The 23,015-nt window shown below is 69.4% G+C and carries 22 protein-coding genes; 11 read left to right on the plus strand and 11 right to left on the minus strand.

What is annotated here, in order from left to right; all coding sequences use genetic code 11:
- Positions 1–33: 33 nt before the first annotated feature.
- On the minus strand, positions 34–816 hold the full coding sequence (hisN, locus tag BLV57_RS29110; protein WP_091294064.1) for a histidinol-phosphatase: 783 nt from the start codon (positions 814–816) through the stop codon (positions 34–36).
- 48 nt (positions 817–864) lie between these two features.
- Here hisN and BLV57_RS29115 point away from each other — a divergent pair, with 48 nt between their 5' ends.
- The 3 genes from BLV57_RS29115 to BLV57_RS29125 all read left to right on the plus strand — a co-directional run bounded on the left by BLV57_RS29115 (position 865) and on the right by BLV57_RS29125 (position 3,424).
- Positions 865–1,551, plus strand: coding sequence for a response regulator transcription factor (locus BLV57_RS29115; RefSeq protein WP_091294284.1), 687 nt, complete (start codon positions 865–867; stop codon positions 1,549–1,551).
- A gap of 3 nt (positions 1,552–1,554) precedes the next feature.
- Positions 1,555–2,841, plus strand: coding sequence for an ATP-binding protein (locus BLV57_RS29120; protein ID WP_091294065.1), 1,287 nt, complete (start codon positions 1,555–1,557; stop codon positions 2,839–2,841).
- Positions 2,842–2,974: 133 nt separating this feature from the next.
- Positions 2,975–3,424, plus strand: coding sequence for a hypothetical protein (locus tag BLV57_RS29125; protein WP_091294067.1), 450 nt, complete (start codon positions 2,975–2,977; stop codon positions 3,422–3,424).
- Here BLV57_RS29125 and BLV57_RS29130 read toward each other — a convergent pair.
- The 7 genes from BLV57_RS29130 to BLV57_RS29160 form a co-directional block, all read right to left on the minus strand.
- The gene (locus BLV57_RS29130; RefSeq protein ID WP_091294069.1) at positions 3,411–3,851 is read right to left on the minus strand and encodes a Pvc16 family protein; all 441 of its coding nucleotides are present in this window, start codon (positions 3,849–3,851) and stop codon (positions 3,411–3,413) included. The genes BLV57_RS29125 and BLV57_RS29130 overlap by 14 nt on opposite strands.
- Positions 3,852–3,856: 5 nt before the next feature.
- Entirely contained in the window at positions 3,857–4,489 is a 633-nt protein-coding gene (locus tag BLV57_RS29135; protein ID WP_091294070.1) for a helix-turn-helix transcriptional regulator, read from the minus strand.
- Positions 4,490–4,652: 163 nt separating this feature from the next.
- On the minus strand, positions 4,653–5,279 hold the full coding sequence (locus BLV57_RS29140; protein ID WP_176968870.1) for a response regulator: 627 nt from the start codon (positions 5,277–5,279) through the stop codon (positions 4,653–4,655).
- 20 nt (positions 5,280–5,299) lie between these two features.
- A complete protein-coding gene (locus BLV57_RS44035) occupies positions 5,300–7,546 on the minus strand; it encodes a sensor histidine kinase (RefSeq protein ID WP_091294074.1) in 2,247 nt (748 codons plus the stop codon).
- A 371-nt stretch (positions 7,547–7,917) separates the two neighbouring features.
- Complete coding sequence (locus BLV57_RS29150; protein WP_091294075.1) at positions 7,918–8,457, minus strand: GtrA family protein; 540 nt, start codon at positions 8,455–8,457, stop codon at positions 7,918–7,920.
- Positions 8,458–8,682: 225 nt separating this feature from the next.
- A complete protein-coding gene (locus tag BLV57_RS29155; protein ID WP_091294077.1) occupies positions 8,683–9,201 on the minus strand; it encodes a GtrA family protein in 519 nt (172 codons plus the stop codon).
- Between the two features lie 19 nt (positions 9,202–9,220).
- Complete coding sequence (locus BLV57_RS29160; RefSeq protein WP_091294078.1) at positions 9,221–11,419, minus strand: sigma-70 family RNA polymerase sigma factor; 2,199 nt, start codon at positions 11,417–11,419, stop codon at positions 9,221–9,223.
- Positions 11,420–11,638: 219 nt separating this feature from the next.
- Between BLV57_RS29160 and BLV57_RS29165 the strand changes: the two genes are divergently transcribed.
- From BLV57_RS29165 to purE, 5 genes are all read left to right on the plus strand, one after another.
- Positions 11,639–12,478, plus strand: coding sequence for a GGDEF domain-containing protein (locus BLV57_RS29165; protein WP_091294080.1), 840 nt, complete (start codon positions 11,639–11,641; stop codon positions 12,476–12,478).
- 115 nt (positions 12,479–12,593) lie between these two features.
- Positions 12,594–13,919 (plus strand): glycosyltransferase 87 family protein, encoded by a 1,326-nt coding sequence (locus BLV57_RS29170; protein ID WP_091294082.1) that lies wholly within the window; start codon positions 12,594–12,596, stop codon positions 13,917–13,919.
- Positions 13,900–15,051, plus strand: coding sequence for a glycosyltransferase 87 family protein (locus BLV57_RS29175; RefSeq protein WP_245757560.1), 1,152 nt, complete (start codon positions 13,900–13,902; stop codon positions 15,049–15,051). Before BLV57_RS29170 ends, BLV57_RS29175 begins: the two co-directional genes overlap by 20 nt.
- 13 nt (positions 15,052–15,064) lie before the next feature.
- Complete coding sequence (locus BLV57_RS29180; protein ID WP_091294084.1) at positions 15,065–16,249, plus strand: 5-(carboxyamino)imidazole ribonucleotide synthase; 1,185 nt, start codon at positions 15,065–15,067, stop codon at positions 16,247–16,249.
- A gap of 9 nt (positions 16,250–16,258) precedes the next feature.
- Positions 16,259–16,756, plus strand: coding sequence for a 5-(carboxyamino)imidazole ribonucleotide mutase (purE, locus tag BLV57_RS29185; protein ID WP_091294086.1), 498 nt, complete (start codon positions 16,259–16,261; stop codon positions 16,754–16,756).
- Positions 16,757–16,758: 2 nt separating this feature from the next.
- Here the strand turns inward: purE and BLV57_RS29190 are convergent, their stop codons facing one another.
- Together BLV57_RS29190 and BLV57_RS29195 are read right to left on the minus strand one after the other, a co-directional pair.
- Positions 16,759–17,781 carry a hypothetical protein gene (locus BLV57_RS29190; protein ID WP_091294088.1) on the minus strand — a complete coding sequence of 341 codons (1,023 nt, stop codon included), beginning with the start codon at positions 17,779–17,781 and terminating at the stop codon, positions 16,759–16,761.
- A gap of 89 nt (positions 17,782–17,870) precedes the next feature.
- Positions 17,871–19,514 carry a class I adenylate-forming enzyme family protein gene (locus tag BLV57_RS29195; protein ID WP_091294090.1) on the minus strand — a complete coding sequence of 548 codons (1,644 nt, stop codon included), beginning with the start codon at positions 19,512–19,514 and terminating at the stop codon, positions 17,871–17,873.
- A 115-nt stretch (positions 19,515–19,629) separates the two neighbouring features.
- On the opposite strand from BLV57_RS29195, the gene BLV57_RS29200 reads away from it, so the two are divergent.
- The 3 genes from BLV57_RS29200 (at position 19,630) to BLV57_RS29210 (ending at position 22,326) form a co-directional block, all read left to right on the plus strand.
- On the plus strand, positions 19,630–20,802 hold the full coding sequence (locus tag BLV57_RS29200) for an acyl-CoA dehydrogenase family protein (protein ID WP_091294092.1): 1,173 nt from the start codon (positions 19,630–19,632) through the stop codon (positions 20,800–20,802).
- Between the two features lie 201 nt (positions 20,803–21,003).
- Entirely contained in the window at positions 21,004–21,795 is a 792-nt protein-coding gene (locus tag BLV57_RS29205) for a DUF1206 domain-containing protein (RefSeq protein WP_245757561.1), read from the plus strand.
- Between the two features lie 105 nt (positions 21,796–21,900).
- The gene (locus BLV57_RS29210) at positions 21,901–22,326 is read left to right on the plus strand and encodes a DoxX family protein (protein WP_091294094.1); all 426 of its coding nucleotides are present in this window, start codon (positions 21,901–21,903) and stop codon (positions 22,324–22,326) included.
- Here BLV57_RS29210 and BLV57_RS29215 read toward each other — a convergent pair.
- Entirely contained in the window at positions 22,323–23,012 is a 690-nt protein-coding gene (locus tag BLV57_RS29215; RefSeq protein WP_091294289.1) for a TIGR03089 family protein, read from the minus strand. The genes BLV57_RS29210 and BLV57_RS29215 overlap by 4 nt on opposite strands.
- Positions 23,013–23,015: the final 3 nt, after the last annotated feature.

A 23,015-nucleotide genomic window follows, 5' to 3' on the forward strand; every position in this document is an offset into this window, starting at 1 on the left:
TCCCGTCGTGGCATAAAGCCCGCTTTATCCCGTTCAGCCTTGGAGGATCGCCAGGGCGGCGTCGTGGAGGTGGCCGTTGGTGGCGAGGGCGTTGCCGCCGTCGAAGCGTGCCTCGCCCTTGAGGTCGGAGAAGCGCCCGCCGGCCTCGGTGACCAGCACCTGGGCCGCGGCGACGTCCCACGGGTTGACGATCGCCTCGGCGGCGACGTCCAGCGCGCCCTCCGCGACCAGGCAGTAGTGCCAGAAGTCGCCGAGCCCGCGGTTCTCCCAGCAGGCCTCGGTCAGCGCCAGGTAGCGCTCGCGTGAGTGGTACTGCGTCCACGAGTTCAGGTCCGTCGTCGACAGGTACGCGTCCTCCAGCGAGGACACCCCCGAGACCGACAGCCGCCGCTCGCCTGCCGAGTCGCGCGAGAAGGCGCCGTCGCCCGAGGCGGCCCACCAGCGGCGGCCGAGCAGCGGCGCGCTGATCATGCCGACGACCGGGGTACCGTCCTCGACGAGCGCGATCAGGGTCGCCCACACGGGTACACCGCGGAGGAAGTTCTTGGTGCCGTCGATCGGGTCGATGACCCACGCGCGGCCCTCGGCGCCCGCGGTGCCGCCGCGCTCCTCGCCCGCGACGACGTCGCCGGGGCGCTCGGCCGACAGCACGCCGCGGAGTGCGTCTTCGACGGCGGTGTCGGCGTCGGTCACCGGGGTTCGGTCCGGTTTGCGCTCGAAGGTCAGGTCGAGCGCGCGGAAGCGCGCGGTGGTGATCGCGTCGGCCGCGTCGGCGAGCCGGGTGGCAAGAGTGAGATCGTTCGCGTAGCCAGGCACGATGACGATGGTTTCACGCCCATCCGCCGTAGAGTTGGCCAGGTGAGCATGGTGCTACTTGCCGAGGACGACCCGGCCATCGCCGACCCGCTGTCCCGCGCGCTGCAGCGGGAGGGCTACGAGGTCGAAGTCGTCGCCGACGGACCGTCCGCTTTGGAGGCGACCGCCGAGCAGCGCGTCGACCTTCTCGTGCTGGACCTCGGGCTGCCCGGGATGGATGGGCTGGAGGTGTGCCGGAGACTGCGCGCCAGCGGCACCGAGCTGCCCGTGCTGATGCTCACCGCGCGCACCGACGAGGTCGACTTCGTGGTCGGGCTCGACGCGGGCGCCGACGACTACGTCGCCAAGCCGTTCCGGCTGGCCGAGCTGCTCGCCCGGATCCGCGCGCTGCTGCGCCGCCGGGTGCCCGAGGTGCTCGAGTCCGGCGGGATCCGGATGGACCTCGGCGCCAGGCTGGTCACGGTCGACGGCCGCGAGGTGCAGCTGGCGAACAAGGAGTTCGAGCTGCTGCGCGTGCTGATGACGCGGGCCGGTCAGGTGGTCAGCCGCGACGAGATCCTCGCCGAGGTGTGGAACGACCTGGAGTCCAAGACCTCCAAGACACTCGACATGCACATGTCGTGGCTGCGCCGGAAGCTCGCGATCGCCACCGAGGACGCGGGCGGCAAGCAGGCGGACGGCGAGCGCAAGATCGCCACCGTCCGCGGCGTCGGCTTCCGGTTCAACGCCGAATAAGCCGTGCGCCGCCGCATCCTGCTGGCCATCCTGCTGGCCGTCGCCGTGACGGGCGCCGCGCTGGGCATCCCGCTCGGCGTGGTCGCCTGGCAGCTCGTCGAGACACTGCAGCGGGAGAGCCTCGCCGCGTCGGTGCGGCGGGTGGCCACCGTGCTCGACGACCAGCTGACCGCCCAGGAAGGCACCATCGACCTGGCATCAGCCAAGCTCGCCGCGCCGTCGGACAGCCTCATGGTCGTCAAGCTGCAAAGGGAGAAGGAACTGCGCACCGGCGTCGACCCGGGTGCCGAGCAGATCTCCGAGTCCGCGCCCATCGCCCACGAGGGCTCGGTCACGCTGTCGATCCCCGCCCAGCCGATGCGGACCAGGCAGGGGCAGGTGGTGCTGCTGGTGGTCTTGATCGTGACGCTTTCGGTCGGCACCGGCACGGTGGTCGCGACGGTCACCGCGCGCAAGCTCGCGAAGCCGCTGCGGCACGTCGCCGAGCGCGCGGCGAAACTCGGCGGCGGCGACTTCCGTCCCGACCCGAGCCGGTACGGGGTCGGCGAGCTGGACATGGTCGCCGAGGCGCTCGACACCTCCGGCACCGCGCTCGCCCAGATCGTGCAGCGCGAACGCCAGCTCGTCGGTGACGTCTCCCATCAGCTCCGCAGCAGGCTGACGGCGTTGCAGCTGCGGCTGGAGCCGCTCACCGTGCACCCGGATCCGGACGTCGTCGACGAGTCGCGTGCCGCGCAGGAACAGGCCGACCGGCTCGCCGAGGCACTCGAGGAGCTGCTCGCCGCCGCCCGCGCGGCCAGCGAGGTCGGCGCCGAACCGGTCGAACTCGCCGCGGCGATGCCGGAGATCTGCCAGGAATGGCGCCAGCTGCTGCGCGCCGAGGGCCGCAACCTGCGGGTCCGGGTCGCCGACGGGCTGATGGCCCGGGTGACACCGGGCCGCCTGCGCGAGGTCATCGGCGTGCTGCTGGACAACGCGCTGCGCCACGGCGCGGGCACGGTCACCATCGCGGCCAGGCGTGGTGACGCCGAGGGCACCGTGGTGGTCGAGGTCAGCGACACGGGCTTGGGCGTGCCCGACGAGCTCGCGCCGCACGTGTTCGAGCGCGGGTTCTCCGGCGGCGGCTCGACCGGGGTGGGGCTGGCGCTGGCCAGGGCCCTGGTGGAGGCCGACGGCGGCAGGCTGGAACTGTCCAGCAGCAGACCTGCCGTTTTCAGCCTATTCCTGCGGGTGCCGCGCCCCGGCGACGTGCCGGAGGTGCGCTGGCCTGCGGAAAGGGTTCCGCGCTGACGGTGGCGTGATAGTTCCGCACGAGTACTCGGCACCAAGGTCTGCCCGATCGGGCACAACGCGCGTGGCCGGTGCCACTTAACGTTTGTGTGTGCATTTGTGGACATGCGGTTATCAGCCACCGAGGGGTCCGGTGGCCGGTGCGAGGACCGGACTGGGGAAAGTCACCGTCTCCGTGCTGCTCTCGTTCGACGGTGAGCTCGTCGCCATCTGGCATGGCGGCCGCGACCGCCCCGACCCGCTCGACACGCTGCTCAAGGGCCTGTTCGTCAGCGGGCTGGACACCGCCGCGCCCGTGGTGCGCGCCGGGACCGGCACCCGCTTCCGTCAGACCGATCTGGATTTCCGGCCACCGGACACCAAAGTCTCGATTGGACGGTGCGAAGTGGACTCGTCGGCGCACGGCCTCGAGCTGAAGGGCGTGCTCGGCTATCGGCTCGAAGTGACCGCGACCTGGAACGGCCGCGTGCAGCGGGAAAACCCGGCTTCGGCCGAGCAGTGGGCCCAGTTCTTCGGCGACCCGCTCGCCTCGCTCGGCGGCTTGGTGATGGGCCGGTTTCCGGTCGAGCTCATGACTCGATGAGCTCGACCACCGGCACGGTCAACGTGAGGACGAAGGCGGCACGTGCTGGCATGCCGAGACTCGTCCACAGCCGGGTCGGGTCCTGGTCGGCGATCCGCACGGAAACCCGGCCGGGGAACCCGTCCGGCAGCAGATCGGCCGGCAGGAACTCGGTGCCGATGACCACGCAGAGCGCCCGCTGCAGCAGCAGGTGCTCCTCGTGGACCTTGCCGGCGCGCGCGGTGACCAGATAGGTCAGCACGCAGTGTTTGCCGGGCTGCGCGCCGCTCTCCCCAGCGTCGCGCAGCCCGAACAGGAAGAGATCGACACTCTGGATGTCCGCCTCTGTCTGCCATGTCGGCTTCGGTGCGTCCAGCCTGACCGCCGTGCCCGCGGGCAGATGCCCGCCGATGAGCCTGCACAGCGCGTCGTCGACCTGAGTGATCAAGGGAATCAGATCAGCCCTTCGCGCAGCGCGTACGCCACGGCGTGCGAGCGGTTGCGCAGCTGGAACCGGTTGGTCACGTCGTGCAGGATGCTCTTGACCGTCCGCTGGGAGTAGCAAAGCTCATCGGCGATCTCCTGCGTCGAAAGCCCGGAAGCGACCAGCCGGATCACTTCGGTCTCCCGCTTGCTCATCCCGCCGATGTGCAGGCCTCGCGGCTGCAGCACCTGGCGCTGGAGCTTGGACACCCGGTTCAGCAGGCGGCCGAGCATGTCCGGCGGCAGCGCGCCCTCACCGGCCGCCGCGGCCTTGATGAGCCGGACGAGCACCTCCGGGCCCGCCTCGGCGCGGCGGGCGACCGCGCAGACACCGTGCTCGATGGCGCTGAGGATCTCGTTGTCGTCGACCTCGCCCGCCACCAGGACGATGCGGGTGAAACCCTGGTGGTGCAAGGAAGACAGCAGCTTGGTCATCGCGTCGTCGAGCCGGTCGGTGACCAGCAGGGCGACCGTCGACGCGTCGGCCGACTCGCCGTCGACCAGCCGGACGTCGTCGCGGGAGCGCAGTGCCATGCACACCCCGCTGTGGAGAATCGGGTCCGTCGCACGAACTACAACGGGCGTCCTGTTCGTGTCTAGCATTTCGGTACTTCCCCTCTGTCACGCGAGGTCCCCCCACGCGCATACCGCTACTGTGCCCGCCCGGGTGTCCCGGACACATGGGACCGGTGTCCCGGACTTGCCCGAAAAGCCGCCTGATGGACTCTGTACCCGGGGCCGTAAATCAGTTGCGCTCTCGGCGAAATCACTTACCGAGACCGGCTTCACGGGCCCTGATGATGGCCTCGGCGCGGTCGGCGACGCGGAGTTTGCTGAACACGCTGGAGATGTGGTTGCGCACTGTCTTGGGGCTCAGCGACAGCGCTTGGGCGATCGCCGAATTGCTCTGCCCCGACGCGATCAGCGCGAGCACCTCCCGTTCGCGGCCGGTGAGTTCGGGGAACACCGGATCGGCGCTGGGCTGGGCATTGTTGAAGAAACCGAGCACACGCGTCGCGATGTCCGGGCCGAAGATCGCCTCGCGGCGGGCGACCGCCTGTACGGCCCTGATGATCTCGTCCGGCTCGGCGTCCTTGAGCAGATAGCCGCGCGCGCCTGCCCGCATGGCGGCGAACACGGACTCGCTGTCGTCGGACATGGTCAGCATGAGCACACCAGCTTCCGGGCATTCGGCGACGATCCGCCTGGTCGCCTCGACCCCGCTGATGTCGGGCAGGTGCAGGTCCATCACCACGACATCGGGTTTCAGCGCCGTCGCGGCGCTGACCGCGCTCGCCCCGCTGGCCGCCTCGCCGACCACCTCGATGGTCGGCTCCGAGGTCAGCAGCGTGCAGACGCCGAACCGGAACAGCGGGTGATCGTCGACCACCATCACTCTCAGCGACTCGTCGCTCACTTGCTGTCTCCCGGAAGTGGCAACGTCGCTCGGATACGGGTTCCGCCTGAAGTCATCTTCTCCGCCTTGAACTCACCGCCGAGCTCGGTGGCCCGCTCGCGCATCGAGCCGAGCCCGATCCCGCCACCGCCGTGCTCCCGGATACCGACACCGTCATCGATCACTTCCAAGAGCAACTCGGACCCCGCCTGGATACGTACCGTGCAGTTGTTGGCCCGTGCGTGCCTCGTGACATTGGTGAGCGACTCACAGATGATCCGGTACGCGGCGACGTCGACCGCGGGCGGCATGGGCGGGAGTTCCTGCGGGGTCTCCAGCGTGATCGCCATGCCGTGGCCGTCGACGCTGCCGATGTACTCCTCGACCGCGCCGAGCAGGCCGAGGCTCTCCAAAGCGGGCGGGCGCAGGTCGTGCGCGAGACGGCGGATCTCGGTGATCGCGCCGCTCAGCGTCTGCTGCAGGCGCTCGAGCAGCGGCTCCGCGGTCGTGCCGGCCGGCAGGCTGCGGCGGCCGGCGTGCAGGCCGAGCGTGACCGCGGCGAGCGTCGGGCCGACGCCGTCGTGCAGCTCGCGGAGCAAGCGGCGGCGTTCCTCCTCGCGCGCCGAGACCAGGCGGTCGCGGCTGCGGGTGAGGTCGGCGGTCAGCCGCGCGGTGTGCACCACGGTCCCGGCGTGCAGCGCGACCTCGGCGAGCACCGAGCGCTCCTTGCGGCCGAGCACCTCGCGCTGGCCGCGGCGGGCGATCACCAGCTGCCCGACCAGCTCGCCCTGGTAGGTCAGCGGGAGCCGATGGGACTCGGCGGTCGGCTCCCCGAAACTCGCGGCTTTTTCACTGCCGCGTGCGCGATCGAGTTCGATGGCCACATAGGACAATCGCAGCTGCGTGCCGATCGTTTCGACCATCGCGTCGAGCTGCTGGGCGGGCGCGCGCACCCCTTCGAGCCGCTTCGCCAGCGACGACACCACGTGATACGGGTCGGTCCGCTCGCCGAACAGCCGCCGGTTGATGATCGACTGCAGCCACGCGCGCAGCGGCTGGACGGCGATCGCGATGGCCGCGGCGGCGATCGCCTGCTGCCACAGCCGGTCCATCGGCGGGAACGCCTGGCTCAGCACGGTGACGACGCCGATGTAGAGCCCCACCAGCCCGACGCTGAGCGTGCCGTAGACCAGCGAGCGCGACAGCACCACGTCGATGTTGAGCGCCTTGTGCCGCAGGATCGCCACGGTCACGGCGAGCGGGATCGGCAGGAACGTCAGCGTCTGGTACTGGATCGGGAACGGCGGGCTGCCGAAGATCGCGGCGGGCAGTATCCACACGAACAGGTAGATGAGCGCACCGCCCGCCACCGCGGCCGCCGCCCAGCGCATCCGGCGGCGCACGAGTGGGTCGCGGGTGCGGACGTACCTGGTCACCAGCGTGACCACGATCAGCGCCGGGTAGATCGCCACCGCGGGCAGCGCGGGCGACCCGGCGACCGCGAGTTTCGCCAGCGGGTTGTCCAGTGCGATCAGCGCGAACGCGGCGACGAGCGCGTAGCAGGCGATCGAGCCCGCGTAGCCCGCGATCACCGCGCGGCGGTAGTGGCGGTAGGACGAGGTTTCCGGGAACGCGAGCGCGAAGTGCAGGATCCCGCCCCAGAGCAGCGCGAAGGTCAGCTGGCCTCCCCACCAGCGCCAGAACTGCGTGCCCGCGACCAGGTCGAGCGCCTGGAGCTGGAAGTAGCCGGACCAGGCCAGCGTCGCCGCCCCGATCGACGAGGGCAGTATCGCCGCGTGTGCGGCCTGGTCCCTCGGCCTGACCAGGAAGATCACCAGGGCCGTGCCCAGCAGGACGACGTTGACCAGCAGCGACGGCCAGCCGCGCACGACGCTCGCCAGCACCGGGTACTCGCGCAGTGTCACGTCGATCGACTGGGCGCGGCCGTCGCGGATGATGTCGTAGCGCAACACCTGGCCTGCTTCGACGGAAGGGCCGCCGATGCCGTGGCTGGCCGCGTCCTCGGGTTTCCTGCCGTCGATCGCGACGATCCGGTCGCCGACCTTCAGCGGGGTGTCGGCGACGATCGCCTGGACGGTGACGGCTTCGGTCGAGGTGACCGAGTCGCCGACGTTGATCTTGGTCCCGTCGGAGGGCGCCGCCGCGCGCCAGGCGATCCCGGCCACCGCGATGGCGAGGAACGCCAGCGAGAGCAGCATGACGGCGACGGAGTCGCGCGGCCATCTGCCCCCTGAATCGAACACGTGCCGAAGTCTCTCGCAGCCCCACTCTTTCGCCAAACGGGCTAACGGTGTCGTGAGTGCCCCCGACGGCTAGAACCCAATGCCCCCCGCTGGGGCGGTTGAACGTTGTGAACGGGGCGTTCACAACGTTGAGCGACGCATACGCCCCGCTCATTGCGTCCACACTCACCCGAAAAAGCGGGCAAATAAGACATCGCCTGACAAATTTGACGACTTGCGTACTTTGTGGACGTTGACTTGCTGCGGACGGACCGCTGGCGGTGGCCCGGCCTTCGCGAAACCCGAGTTTGGGCCATCCAATGGCCCAAACTCGGGTTTCGTGTGCTCAGGCGCCAGAACCGGTCGTACCACTCACGAGCGAGTCGTGTCAGCTACGGGCGCAGCGGCGTGACGTCGGCTTCCGGCTCCTCGTCGCGGCGGCGCTTGCCGAGTTCGTCGGGGAACACCCAGCGCTTGAAGCCCCAGAACCGGAAGACCATCGCGAGCAGCATGCCGATGATCGACCCGCTGGCGAAGTCCGCGAACTCCTGCACGAACCGGGTGACATGCGGGACCTCCAGGTCCAGCACGTACCGCGACACGTACAGCGGGATCAGGTTGACCACCACGGCGGTCCCGCTGACCAGGAAGAACAACGCGGCCTCATGGTGCCGCTCGCGGCCGCCGCGGGTGCGGAAGGACCATTCGCGGTTGAGGATGTAGGACACGATGGTCGCGATGATGATCGCGATCGCCTTCGCGGTGGTCGGTTTCGAGTACAGCACGCTGAGCTTCAGCAGGTACCAAATGCCGTTGTCGACCACGAACGTCGTGCCGCCGACGATGCCGAACTTCAGCAGTTCGCGATGCTTGATGAGCACACGGCGCAGTGGTTCGGGCGTGTGCGCGAGCACGGTTTCGACGACGGCCACGAATCGCAGTCTACGTATCGCCGGTTACGCGTTCACAGACCTGTGCACCAGGAGGAAAACCCAGTGGTGACGGTCACGGCGCAGGTCAGGCGGCTTTCCCGCCCCAATGTCCGGTTCGCCCCCCCGGTCCGAACCCCGAAAGTGACTTTCGTCAGATGCGATCTGACGAAAGTGGCTTTCGGGCTATCGCACCTGACGAACGCCCCTTTCGGGGTTTCGGCTGGGTCAGGCGGCTTTTTCGTCGGCGAGGCCCGGGACCGGGCGGTTGCCGCCGCGGACGACGCGGGGACGGGCGTCGGCTTCGGGGAAGGCCCACTTGCGCAGGGCCCAGAAGCGGAAGACCGTGCCGAGCAGGGTGCCGAGGATCATGCCGCAGACGAAGTCGGAGGTCTCCTGGAAGACCAGGGTGACGTTCGGCGTGTGGATGTGGAACAGGTTGCGCGCCAGGAACAGCGGCAGCGCGTTCAGGCCGAGCGAGATCGCGCTGATGATGAAGAACAGCGCGGCCTCGTGCCGGTTTTCGCGGCCGCCTCGGGTGTCGAAGGCGAATTCGCGGGACGCGACGTAGGAAAAGATCGTCGCGACCAGTACGCCGATCGCCAGTGCGATGGTCGGCTTGTCCGTGAGGATGGTCAGTTTCAGCGCATAGTTGATCACCGTGGTGATCGCGAAGCTGATTCCCCCGACAATCGCGAAACGAAGAAGTTCGCGGTGCTTGGTCAGCTGCGCCCGCAGGCTCGGCATGCGCCAGAAGCTACTCCCGTCAGAACGGCAGCTTGATACCGGGGAGTACCTCGCGACCTGTTTCCCCAGGTGGAGACGGCTCTGGCGTCGGCGGAGCGCTGGTGGTCGGCTCCTGCTTGCTCTCCGTCGTCGGCTCCTCGGAAGGCTTCGTCGACTCAGGGGTCTTCGTCTTGGAAGGCTTCTTCGTCGGTGAGGGCGAAGGCGTCGGCGTCAATGTCGCTTCCGAAGGCGGAGTCGGGCCGTCGCACAGACGGCCGTGGCAGTCGAAGTACAACGTCTGCGAAGCCGAGGCCACGCCGAGTTGCGCGGAGACGGTGACGCCCTGCTCCCGCGGCGGGCGGCGGTCCAGCGCGAGCCAGAGGTCCAGGTGCTCGTTCGGCTTGAGCGAGTCCTTGCTCACGCAGGAGGTGCCGTCGGCGATCGGGGCGCACTTGGCGCGCCAGTTGCCGAGGATCAGCTGGCCGGGGTAGTCGAACGTGACGGTGACCGGCTTGGTGGTCGGCCCGGTGTTGCGCACCGAGACGTGCACGACCGGGTGCCGCACCCACGGCAGTGCCGAGTCCCACGCGCTGCTGACCTTGAGCGCGAGCGCGTCCGGCGGCGGCTTGACGTCCACCTTGACCTGGACCTCGACCTGCATCTCGGTGCCCGCGCTGACCGAGCCGGTGAGCGTGCCGGTCTTCGCGGTCTCGTCGGCGACCAGCCGGAACGTGAGGACCGCCGTCTGGCCCGGCTCGAGCCCGGTGCCCGTCTTGCAGACGACCGTGCCGGTGCCGCCGGGGCACGCGACGGCGATCGGGCCGGGCTGCTCCTGCGCGAAGCTCTGCGGGGCGTTGCCGCCGCCGGCGGGCACGGCCGTGACACCGGGCGGGAGCTTCAGCTCGGCCTGCACCGGCTCGGACTTCGTGCCGCCGTCGTTCTTGACGGTGATCGGCATGCTCACCGGGCCGGAGCCCGGCTGCAGCTGAACGGCTTGCGCGGGCCCGGCCGCGATGACCTTCGCGGGCTGCGGCGGAGGCGGGGGCTCCGGCGTCGGCGTGGGGGTTTCCGACGGCGCGGGCGGAGCGGGTGTCGGGGTCGGCGTCGGAGACGGTTGCGGTGCGGGCGGTGGCGCCGGCGGGTTCGGCGTAGGCACTGCCGGTTTCGGGGGAGGCGGAGGCGGCGGAGGTGGTGGCGTCGCCGGGGCCACGGCGGCGGGTTTCTGCACCGCCGCCGGGATCTCCTGCGTGCCGCCACCCGCGGCGAGTGCCACCGCGACGGCGGCGGCGACGGCCACCCCGGACGCGGCGACGCTGGCGAACTGACGTGGTCCGGCCGCCGCGGCGCCCGCGGCGCCACCCGCGCCACCGGAACCCGCGGCCGCGGCCGCGCCGAAGACGGCGCCTGCCGTCGCGGCGCTCGCCTTGGCGGCGCCGACCGCCGCGAGGTACCCGAGCACCCCGCCACCCAGCACCATCGGCGCGATGATGAGGCGCAGGCCGCCGTTGACGTCGGCGAGCTCGGCCGCGAGGTACCGGCAGCGCTCGCATTCGTCGAGGTGGGTCTCGACCTGGTTCTTCTCCCGTTTGGACAGTCCGTCGCGGGTCCACGCGCCCAGCCGCTCGGCGGTCGCGCGGCAGCGCTCCGCGGACGTCTCGGCCAGGTGGACCTGCAGATAGGCCTGCCGCAGGCCCTCACGCGCGCGGTAAGCCAGCGCGGAGACGCCGTTCGCGGTCAGACCGAGCAACGGCGCGACCTCGGCGGGGGACTGCTGCTCGATCTCGGTGTGCCACAGCACGGCCTGCCAGCGCTCCGGCAGCCGCGCGAACGCCTTCGCGGCCATCGTGCGTTCGAGCCCGGCGACCGCGGTGTCGGAGAACGGGACGGTCAGCGCCTCGCCGACGGCGCCGCCGACGTCGGTCATGTCCTCGGTGAGGTCGACGCGCTTGTCCTTGCGCGTCTTGTCGTACGCGGTGTGACGCAGCGCGGTCAGCAGATAGGCACGGAAGGCTGAATCGGGACCCTTTCCGGCACGCAAAGTGTCGAGGACCTTGGCGAACGCCTCCGACACGAGATCGTCGGCCTCGGCACCCGACCGCGCGAGCTGGCGCGCCAGGTTGTGCGCCGCGCCGGCGTGCCGTTCGTACAGCGTCCCGTAGGCGGCGATCTGGCCGTGACGCACGGATTCGATGAGCTCGGCATCGCTCTTGCTGCTGAGATCCGCGGGGACGGTGGACACGGCACTCCTTGTTCTGGACTTGACGCAGCGCTCAGTGTGACGGACGGGGCGGCCGTCGTCACGGAAAGGGGCGGCCGATGACCCGGAGGATGCAAAAATTTCACCCACCCCCGGGGGTGAGCTTGCGCAAAACGCGAAAAAGCTTCCTTCGAAATCACCGTCACGTGTGCCCGCCGGTCGCGTCCCCTCGTCGGAAGATCAAACGAGAGGGCGTAGCCAGTGGATGTGCCGGCTCTGTTCGGAAACGGCGAACCCGCGTCGTCACCCGGCGATGTGGACACTCCGCTTCGGACACTGCGAGCGCGTTGGCGCGCTGCCAGTATGGCCGCGGGCTGGCGGTTTCCGAGCGATTGGGCGTTGCCAGAGGTCGACGCCGTCTGCGCGGCGCTGCTGCGTGGCGGCCGCGCCGAGGTGGCGCTCGCCGGTCTCGGCCGGGCGAGGGCGGCCGCGGGCGCCGGGCTCGCGGAAACCCTCAACGACCTGGCGGCGCTGCACGCGGTGCTCGCCGAACCCGACGCCGTCGACGGCTTCGTCGCACCGGACCCGGACGCCACCCCGGCGCGCCTGCTCCGGCTCACGGCGCTGGCGTGGGCGGACGTCGCGACCGATCAGATCGCGCACACCGAGGTCACCGACCCGCTGACCGGCCTGCCGACCGCCGCGTACCTGCGCACCCGGCTCGGCGAGGTCTACCGGCAGGCCGAGCGCGACGAGCGCGCGGCGGCCGAGGAGCACCTGCTGCTCGTGGTCTCGATGGACTTCTCCGGCGTCGCGGGCTGGTCGCGGCTGACCGGCATGATCCTGGTCGCCGACGCCATCCGCGCGGTGTTCGACGGCGGCGAGAGCGTCGCCTCGCTCGGGCCGTCGACCGCGGCGGCGCTGGTCCCGCGTGACGGCCGCATCGCCTCGCGCGGCGTGCTGCTGCGGCGTGAGCTGAACGAACGGCTCTCCGTCGACGCGCAGCTGCGCGACATCGAACCGGCGCGGATTTCGATCGTGCGGCTGCCTCCGTCGCACCACGGCGCCTGTGAGCTGCTCGGAAAGCATTCCCGTAGCTAAAACGCCTGGTCAGGACTCGTGAGCGTTGCGGGCGGTTCTAACCGCCCGCAACGCTCACGAGCTCTGAGCTGGGGCTTCCTGACCGGGGAAGTGCCCGCCATGATTTCCTGATGGGGTGACCCGGACCGTTCCCGCCGCCGCTGACGGCGAAGCTTCGGCCAGCCCTTCCCAGGATCGCCTCGCCCTGCGCAGGTCGATCGCGCGCCTGTTCCACCGCCCGAAGTCGATCTTCATCTTGGCGCTGGCGCCGCTGGTCGCGATCGGGGTCGGCTTCTGGGGCTGGCAGCACGACTGGGTTCTCGGCGTGGACAGCGCGGTCTACCGCGCCGGCGCGCTCACCTTGCTCCACGGCGACCCGCTCTACGACGCGAACACGCTGATCCCGGAGCCGTGGTGGGCGCTGCTGCCGTTCACCTACCCGCCGTCCGCCGCGGCCTTCTTCATCCCGCTGGCGTTCTTCCCGACCCAGGTCGCCTGGGGCCTGCTGACCGCGGTCTCGCTGGCCGCGCTGGCGCTGGTCATCCGGATCGCGATCGGCGCGCTGCCGCGCCCCGCCGAGGACGGCCCGCGCTGGTGGGCCTCGCCCGCTCGCTCGACGCTGGCGTTCTTCCTGGTCTTCTTCGCGCTCGAGCCGGTCTGGCGGACGATCTTCCTCGGTCAGATCAACATCATCCTGATGGCGTTGATCATGCTCGACATCCTGGTGATCGGCGCCCGCGGTTCGCGCTGGGGCGGCGTGCTGGTCGGCATCGCGGCCGCCATCAAGCTGACCCCGCTGGTCTTCATCGGGCACCTGTTCGTCACCGGCCGCCGGATGGACGCGGTGCGCGCGTTCGCGACGTTCATCGTGATCCAGGGCGCGATGTTCCTGATCAACGCGCACGACGCGGCCCGCTACTGGACGGTCACGCTGCCCGACACCGGCCGCATCGGCCCGGTGCACTGGGCGGGCAACCAGTCGCTGAACGCGCTGCTCAACCGGGCCTCCGACCTCGCGCCCTGGGCGTCGAAGGCGGCGATGGGCATCGGCATCGTGCTGGCCATCCCGGCGCTGTGGCTGATGCTCAAGTTCCACAAGAAGGGCCAGGCGCTGGCCGCGCTGCTGGTCACCGCGTTCTGGATCCTGCTTATCTCGCCGGTCTCGTGGTCGCATCACTGGGTCTGGGTGGTCCCGCTGATCGTGCTGCTGGTCTCGCGCCTGCCGCAGACGTCACCGGCGAAGGCGTGGAAGCGCTGGCTGGGTACGGCCGCGGTGTTCTACGTCTTCGTGAGCTGCGTGCTGCTGCTGTTGCCCAACGGCCGCAACGTCGAGCTGCACTGGAAGGTGTGGCAGAACATCCTCGGCAGCGCGTACATCCTGATGCCGCTCGTGCTGTTCGCCGCGATCACGCTGCGGTGGGGGCTCCAGAAACGGCGGGCGAGTGCTGCCGAAGCCGGCTAAGGCGCTCGTCGCCGGGCTCGTCGCGGCGACGCTCGCGGTCGGGATCGTCGCCTGGCTGGCCGGGTGGCACCTGGGCGCGGACAGCGCTGTGTACCGGGCGGGCGCGCTGACCATGCTGAAGGGCGAGCAGCTTTACAGCGACCGCATGCTGACCACGCTGCCGTCGTGGGTGAACCTGCCGTTCACGTACCCGCCAGCCGCCGCGCTGCTGTTCCTCCCGCTGGTCGCCATCCCGCCGGGGCTGATCTGGGGTGTTGTCGCGGCGCTCTCGGTGCTTTCGCTGGCCGTGGTCATCCGCGTGTTCGGCGTCCGGACGCTTTGGCTGCCCGCCGCCGTGGTCGGCGCCCTGGCGCTGGAGCCGGTGTGGAAGACGCTGTTCCTCGGGCAGATCAACCTGATCCTGATGGCCGTCATCGTGGTCGACGTGCTGGTGGTGTGCCGCCGCGGCTCGCGCTGGGGCGGCGTGCTGGTCGGTGTCGCAGCGGCCGTGAAGCTGACGCCGCTGATCTTCATCCCGCACCTGTTCCTGACCGGGCGCCGCGCGGACGCGGTCCGCGCGCTGGGCACGTTCGTGGCGCTGCAGGGCCTGATGTTCGTGGTGATCCCGTCGGACGCGGCCAAGTACTGGTCGGTCATGGGCGACCCCGGCCGGGTCGGTGCGGTGCACTGGATCTTCGACCAGTCGCTGAACGGCATGGTCAGCCGCGCCTCGCACCTCGCGCCCTGGTCGCTGACCGTGGCACTGGCCATCGGCGCCGTGCTGGCCGTGCCCGCCGTCTGGCTGGTGTGGCGGCTGCACACGCGGGGCGACGACTACGGCGCGTTGCTGGTGACGGCGTTCTACGCGCTGCTGCTGTCGCCCGTTTCGTGGACGCATCACTGGGTGTGGTCGGTGCCGCTGGTCGTGCTGCTCGTCACGCGCGGGCACCGGCTGGCCGGGTTCGCGGTCGCGGCGCTGTTCGCGAGTTGTGTGGTGATGCTGGTGCCGAACGGCGGCGACCACGAATTCCGTTGGGGCATCGGGCTTTCCGTGCTCGGGAACGCGTACGTGCTGGCAGCGGCTCTCGTGCTCGTGGTGCTCGCCGCCCGCGAAGTCCGGCTCCTGCGCAGCGCGCCTCTACCCGCTAAGTAGTCTTTAACCCGCTATGGACAAACACACGGGTCTTCCGATCGTCGGCATGGTGGGCGGCGGCCAGCTCGCCAGGATGACGCACCAGGCCGCCATCTCGCTCGGCCAGTCGCTGCACGTCATGGCGGCGGGCGAGAACGAGTCCGCCGGGCTGGTCGCGGGCAAGGTCGTCCAGGGGCACCACACGGACCTCGACGCGCTGCGAGCGTTCGCCAAGGAAGTGGACGTGGTGACCTTCGACCACGAGCACGTCCCGTGGGAGCACATGTACCAGCTCGCGCAGGAGGGCCACACGCTCCGGCCGGGCCCCGAGGCGCTGGCGTTCGCGCAGAACAAGCTGGTCATGCGCGAGATGATGGCCGGAATGGACATCGCGGGCCCCGCGTTCGCCGAAGTGTCCTCTGTGGAGGACGTGGCCGCGTTCGCCGAGGCGCACTCGTGGCCGGTCGTGCTCAAGGCGGCCGAGGGCGGCTACGACGGCCGTGGCGTCTGGATGCTCGACACCGCGCAGCACGCGCGCGAGGTCGTCCCCGAGCTGCTGGCCGCGGGCACCCCGCTGCTCGTCGAGTCCAAAGTGGACATGAAGCGCGAGCTGTCGGCGCTGGTCGCCCGCTCGCCGTTCGGCCAGGGCGCCGCGTGGCCGGTGGTCGAGACCGTGCAGAGCGGCGGCATCAACACCGAGGTGCTCGCGCCCGCGCCGGGCCTGGGCGAAGGCCTCACGCAGCTGGCGCAGGATTTGGCGCTGCGGATCGCTTCCCAGCTCAATGTCGTCGGCCTGCTGGCGGTCGAGCTGTTCGAGACCGCCGACGGCCTGCTGGTCAACGAGCTCGCGATGCGCCCGCACAACTCGGGCCACTGGACCATGGACGGCGCGAGGACCTCGCAGTTCGAGCAGCACCTGCGTGCCGTGCTCGACTACCCGCTCGGCGCCACCGAACTGCTCAAGCCCGCCTGCGTGATGGGCAACGTGCTCGGCGCGGACGAGAAGCCGTCGATGGGGCCCGACGAGCGCGTCCACCACCTCTTCGCACGCTACCCGGACGCGCGGGTTCACTTGTACGGCAAGGAAGAACGCCCCGGCCGCAAACTCGGTCACGTCACTTTCCTCGGTGACCGCATGGAAGAGCTGCGCGACCGCGCGCTGCTGTCCGCACACTGGCTGTCCCACGCCGTCTGGCTGGACGGCTACGAGATCCACTAGGAGAACGTTATGGCGCCGCAGGTGGGCGTGATCATGGGCAGCGACTCGGACTGGCCCGTGCTGGAGGCGGCCGGTCAGGCGCTCGACGAGTTCGGCGTCTCCTACGAGGTCGGCGTCTACTCGGCGCACCGCACCCCGCAGCGGATGCTCGACTACGCGACGTCGGCCGTCACCCGCGGCCTCAAAGTGATCATCGCGGGCGCCGGCGGCGCCGCGCACCTGCCCGGCATGGTCGCCTCGGCCACGCCGCTGCCGGTCATCGGCGTCCCGGTCCCGCTGAAGTACCTGGACGGGATGGACTCGCTGCTGTCGATCGTCCAGATGCCCGCCGGTGTCCCGGTCGCGACCGTGTCCGTCGGCGGCGCCCGTAACGCGGGCCTGCTGGCCGTGCGCATGCTCGCCGCGTTCGACGAGGACCTGCGCAAGAAGATGACCCGCTTCCAGGCCGACCTCGAGAAGCTCGTCCTCGACAAGGACGCCGCCCTGCGATCCAAAGTCCAAGGCTGAGCTCAGCCGCAGCTCACCGTCTTCGGCACGCCGGACGTGGTCGCCGGGATGACGGGTGTGAGCTGGAGCCGGTTGTTGCTTTCGTCGGCCTCCTTGACCGCGTTCCCAGGATCGACCGAGATGGTGATCCTGGGATGGCTGCCGACGGGGACCGGCAAGGTGACAGTGGTCGGCGGCTGAGGTGATGGGCCCGCGTTCACCGTGCGGGACAGGCTGAACGCGGTCGTTTCGTTCACGACCGTGGCTCCGATGCCCGTGACGGGACTGGCGCCTGTCGGGGTCAGCCGGAAGGTGACCTTCAGCTGACCCGGGCTGTATTCGCATTTCAAAGCCGCTTTGTCGACGGTCAAATCGAGGGGCGGGGTCTTCACCGTCCCGATCAGCACGATGCGTACTTCGGCGGTGGACGGCAAGGTGCGGACCACGAGTGTCTCGGTGACCGTCGTGTCCGTGCTCACCGGTGTGAAACTCACTGCCAACGCGCATTTCTGAGCAGGCTGCAGTGTCTTGTTCGCGCAGTCGCCGGTTACCTTGAATCTCGTCTTCTCCGCGCTCGACTCGATATCGATGAGCTGAACCGATGTCTCCCCAGAGTTCTTGATCGTGACTTTGCCGGGGCAGCCTGCCTGCGTGCAGGCCAACCCGGATGGACTGGCTTCGAGCAGGCTTTTCCCTTGCGTAGTCGGCGTGGTCGACCGGCCGAGTATCGGGATGGACGGCGGCAGCGGCAAGAGCGCCGAGTCGGTGGCTTTACCCACGATGACGCCGGTCAAGCAGGTGGCCGATACCGCGACGATGGCGACCATTCCCGCGAATGCCACGCGGAGGTGACGCCGGGGGCCGACGGTGCCGACAAAAGGCGGAATGGCGGCGCCGACAGCCGCGCCCGCCAGTTGAACGCCGACGGGTGCATTGGTCTTCGTCACCAGCAAGGTCAGCGCCAGCACGAGTGTCGAACCGATCATCGCGGCGAGCACCTCGAGCGCGGTGTTCGGCTTCGGGGCGGGCTTCTCCTTCTTGGCCATGCCACTCACCTGATCTCGTCCTTGTCTGGCGGTCCTCTTTTCCAGTCGGCTCGATCAAGGTGTTCGTTTCGATTCTCAGGAAACGACTATCAAAGCTGCTGCCTGAGTTCTCGTTTGAGAATCTTGCCCGCCGCGGAAACCGGGATCTCGTCAACAAAGCGGAGTTCGCGAATCCGCTTGTAGGGCAGCACTTTCTCGTTGACGTCGGCGAGGATCCGCTCGGCGGTGGTGTCGGTAGCCTTGACGACGAAGGCGACCGGCAGCTCGCCGACGTCGGCCTGCGGCCGCCCGACCACGGCGGCCGCGGTGACGGCCGGGTGCGCGATCAGCAGCTCCTCCAGCTCGCGCGGATAGACGTTGTAACCCTTGTACAGCAGCATGTCCTTCTTGCGGTCCACAATGGACAGGTAGCCGTCGTCGTCGAGCACGCCGATGTCGCCGGTGTGCAGCCAGCCGTCGACGAGCGCGGCCGCGGTCTCCTCCGGCCGGTTCAGGTACCCGGCCATCACCTGCGGCCCGCGCAGGCAGACCTCGCCTTCGGTGTTGGGCGGCAACGGTTCCTCGCCGCCTTCGACCGCGACCACCTTGACCTCGGTGTCGAACAGCGGCGTCCCGACCGAGCCGACCTTGCGCAGTCCCGACCGGTACGGCGGCGAGATCACGCCGCCCATCGTGACCTCGGTCAGCCCGTAGCCTTCCGCGATCGGGACGCCGGGCAGCCGCTTCTGCAACGCCTTGATCATCTCGTGTGGCAGCGGCGCCGCGCCGGAGCTGAGCACCTGGACTGACGAAAGGTCACGGGTGTGGAAGTCGGGGCAGGTCAGCAGCGCGGCGAACAACGCGGGCGCGCCCGCGATCGTGTGCACGCGCAGGCGCTCGGCGTCGGCGCAGTACGCGGGCGGGTCGAAGCGGTCGTGCAGGTGGATGCTGATGCCGGTCAGCACGGGGATGTTCAGGCCGCCGATCGTTCCCATCGCGTGGAACCACGGCGTCAGGTTGATCGCCACGCCGGTGCCGAGCCGCGTCGGCCACTCTTCCGGGTCACCGACTTGATCGAGTATCGGATTGCCGTCTTCGTCGACCGCGGGAAGCGAGCCGGTCTGCAGCGCCGCGCACTGCAGCGTGTTGACGACGACGTTGCGATGCGGCAGCCGCACGCCCTTCGAGCGCCCGGTGGTGCCACCCGTGTAGGACAGGTGCGCGAGGTCCCGATAGGGGTCGATCGGCACGTCAGGCCGCGTTTCGGGCTGGCCGTCATGGAACGCCTCGAAGCTCAGCTGGTCCTCGCTCACCGGCGAGACGACGATGACGCGCCGTACCCGAGTCCGGTCGCGAACGGCTTCCACAGTCCGCGAAAACGGCCCGAAGGTGACCACCGCGACGGCGCCGCAGTCGGCGAGCTGGAAGGCCAGATCGTCGGCGGGCAGCAGCGGGTTGGCAGGGCTGAATGTGGCTCCGGCCAGCAGGGTTCCGTAGTACGCGACGGGGTACGCGAGACAGTTCGGCAGATGGATCGCGACGACGTCGCCATGGCCGATCCCGTCGGCGAGCAGCGCGTTGGCGAACCGGCAGGCGGCCCGGTAGGTCTCGGTGAAGCTCAGGCTTCGGTCACCGTGCGCGAACGCCGTCCGGTCGCCGAAGCGGCGCGCGGCTCCGGCCGCCAGCGACCCGACGGGCGCCTCCGGGTAGTCGAGTGAGCGGGGAAACTCCGAGGGCGAGACCGTGAGATCCATCACTCGAACCTACGAAAACTGGGGTGCGGAGCACAAGAACTGGGGTGGACGCCACAGCCCACGTCAGTGAACGGGCGCTAACATCGAGAGGTTGGGAAATCCTTGCTCGAGAGAGGTGACGCAGGTGTCTGAAGGCCCCGGGCTGTACGAACTGGCCGAGGAGCACGAGGAGCTGCGTGCTGCCGTACGCGCACTCGCCGAGAAGGAGATCCTCCCGTACGCCGCCGAGGTGGACGAGCAGGAGCGGTACCCGGCGGAGGCCAACGCCGCGCTGGTGAAGGCCGGCTTCAACGCCGTCCACATCCCCGACGAGTACGAGGGCCAGGGCGCCGACGCGATCGCCGCCTGCATCGTCATCGAAGAAGTGGCCAGGGTGGACGCTTCGGCCTCGCTCATCCCCGCGGTCAACAAGCTCGGCACCCAGCCGATCATCCTGTCCGCCTCGGACCAGCTCAAGAAGCTCGTCCTCCCGTCGATCGCCTCCGGCGAGGCCTCGGCCTCCTACGCGCTGTCCGAGCGCGAAGCCGGTTCCGACACGGCGTCGATGCGCTGCCGCGCCCGCCTCGAAGGCTCCACCTGGGTCCTCAACGGCACCAAGTGCTGGATCACCAACGCGGGCGAGTCCTCCTGGTACACGGTCATGGCCGTCACCGACCCCAATGCCGAGAAGAAGGCCAACGGCATCTCGGCGTTCGTCGTGCACAAGGACGACCCGGGCTTCTCGGTCGGCCCCAAGGAACGCAAACTCGGCATCAAGGGCTCGCCCACCCGCGAGATCTACTTCGAGAACTGCGTCATCCCCGAGGACCGCATCATCGGCGAGCCCGGCACGGGCCTCAAGACCGCGCTCCGCACGCTCGACCACACCCGCCCCACCATCGGCGCGCAGGCGCTGGGCATCGCGCAGGGCGCGCTGGACGCGTCGATCGCCTACGTCAAGGACCGCAAGCAGTTCGGCAAGGCCATCGCCGACTTCCAGGGCATCCAGTTCATGCTCGCCGACATGGGCACCAAGATCGAGGCCGCCCGCCACCTCGTCTACGCCTCGGCCGCTGCGACCGAGCGCGGCGACAAGCGCGCCGGCTTCATGGCCTCGGCCGCGAAGGCGTACGCGTCGGACATCTCCATGCAGGTGACCACGGACGCCGTCCAGCTCTTCGGCGGCGCGGGCTACACCCGCGACTTCCCGGTCGAGCGCATGATGCGCGACGCCAAGATCACCCAGATCTACGAAGGCACCAACCAGATCCAGAAGGTCGTGATGGCCCGCGCCCTGCTCAGGGGCTGAGTTTCCCCAGGGGTCGTGAGTGGTACGGCCGGTTCTAACCGGCCTAAACACTCACGACCCTTTTTCATGCACTGGTCATGCCCGGGGGTCGTGCGCGTTGCGGGCGGTTCTAACCGCCCGCAACGCGCACGACGCCTGAGGCGTTGGGCTGGTTGGAGCAGTCGATCGGCGAGGGTCACTCGGCCGGGTGAGACTGCAGTGATGGCTGACATGGCATCGCGTGCTGAGAAGAGTGACGTCGCCCAGGTGCTGGGCCGGGTCGGGATGGGCTGCTTCGGGTTCGTGCACCTGGTCATCGCCTACATCGCCGTCAAGGTGGCGTTCGGTGAGACCGGGCAATCCGCCGACCAGAAGGGAGCGCTGGCCGAAGTCGGGTCGAGCACGTTCGGGGGCGTCCTGCTCTGGGCGCTCGCGGTCGGACTGCTGGCCTTCGCGGGTTGGCAAGGCCTCATGGTCGCGAACGGCTATCACTGGGTCACCGACAAGGGCAGACAGGTGCGTAAGCGCATCGGGTCCGGCGTGCGGGGCGTGGTGGCGGTCGGGATCGGGATCTCGGCGGTGCAGCTGGCGATCGGCAGCGGGTCGAGCTCGTCGACCGGGCAGTCGCAGGGGCTGACGGCGAAGGTGCTGTCGTGGTCGGCCGGGCCGTTCCTGGTGGTGCTGGCCGGGGGCGTGGTGATCGGGGTGGCGGTGGCCGCCGCGGTCAAGGCGATCAAGAAGAGCTTCATGGAGGATCTCGAAACCAACCGCGATTGGGTCGAGAAGCTGGGGATGACCGGGTACCTGGCGAAGGCCGTCGTGTACGCGATCGTGGGTGTGCTGCTGATCATCGCCGGGTTCAACGCCGACGCGAACAAGGCGGGCGGGCTGGATGTCGCGCTGAAGACGCTCGCGGCTCAGCCGTTCGGAAGTGTGCTGCTCACGGTGGTCGCGCTGGGGTTCGCGGCCTTTGGCGCGTACTGCTTCGTGGCGGCCAAGGAGCATCGGAGTTGATCCTGTCGGGTTCCTGTCGATACCCGTGGATAGCTGTCGGAAACGGCGGAAAACCTCTTAGCGTGGGCCCGGTAAGTTGATTCTTCACTGATCGGGGACAGCCTGATGTTCGCTCGCGTCAAAGATGTCACGCTACTGCTGGGCCGGATCGGGGTCGCGGTCGTCTTCCTCGCGCACGGTCTGCAGAAATGGGACAACGGCATCCAAGGGACCGCCGGCTTCTTCGGCAAGATGGGCATTCCGCTGCCGGAGGTCGCCGCCGTGTTCGCGATGACCGTGGAGATTCTGGGCTCCATCGCCTTCATCGTCGGGTTCGCGCTGCCGCTGGTCGCGATCGGCTACGTGGTCGTGTCCGTCGGCGCGCTGCTGTCCGTCCACATCGACAACGGCCTGACCGGGCAGGGTGGCTACGAGCTGGTGTTCGTGCTCGCGCTCGCCGGGCTGGCGCTCGGGTTCAACGGCGGCCGGATTTCCTTGGACCACCTGCTTTTCTGGAGCAAGCGCGAACGGCGCGAGCTGCAGCCCGCCTAAGCGAGCAGGTCGACCGTCGTGCGCTCCGCCGCGCGGCGGTCGGCCAGCTTCTCGGGGTTCGCGTTGCTGACGTGCACGAGGTGGGCGCCGACCGAGAGCGGCGCCAGCAAGCCGTCGAGCACGCCGTCCGGGAACGTCCACTCCACTGTGGACAGCACTCGGTCGGCTGAGGTGATACCGAGTTTCGCGGCCCTGGAACGGGCTTCGGCGATTACCTCGTCCACTGTGGACGACAACAGCGCCGGTGAGTCGCCGGGAATCGGGAACAGCGGCGAGAAGTCGTCGCCGTACATCTTCACGTCGGCCAGGAAGTTCAGGCCGCCGGTGACGCCCATGCCCATGCCGAACGGGTCCATCGCGACGATGGGGGTCAGCGAAGCCGATGAGGTCTCGCCGGGTGCCACGAACGTGACGCCGGGGGCCTCCGTGACCACCTGGGCGCCGCACCACCAGGCGCCGAGCAGCACCCCGGCCGTCTGCCAGTGCGCTGGCAGACGCACGCCGACCTCGTCGCCCGCTTCCACGTCCGCCTCTTCGACCAGCCAGTTCGCCGTCTTGGCCGCCCAGTTGACCGTGGTGGCGACGGACAGCTCGATGCGGCTGCCGGTGGCGTCGTCGTAGTGCGTGATCAGCGGACGCGCGGGCGAGGCCAGCAGTGGACGCAGGAGGTGCTCGGTGAGGCTCACGAA

This window comes from Amycolatopsis xylanica, from assembly GCF_900107045.1.
In the GTDB taxonomy this organism is placed as follows: Bacteria; Actinomycetota; Actinomycetes; order Mycobacteriales; family Pseudonocardiaceae; genus Amycolatopsis; species Amycolatopsis xylanica.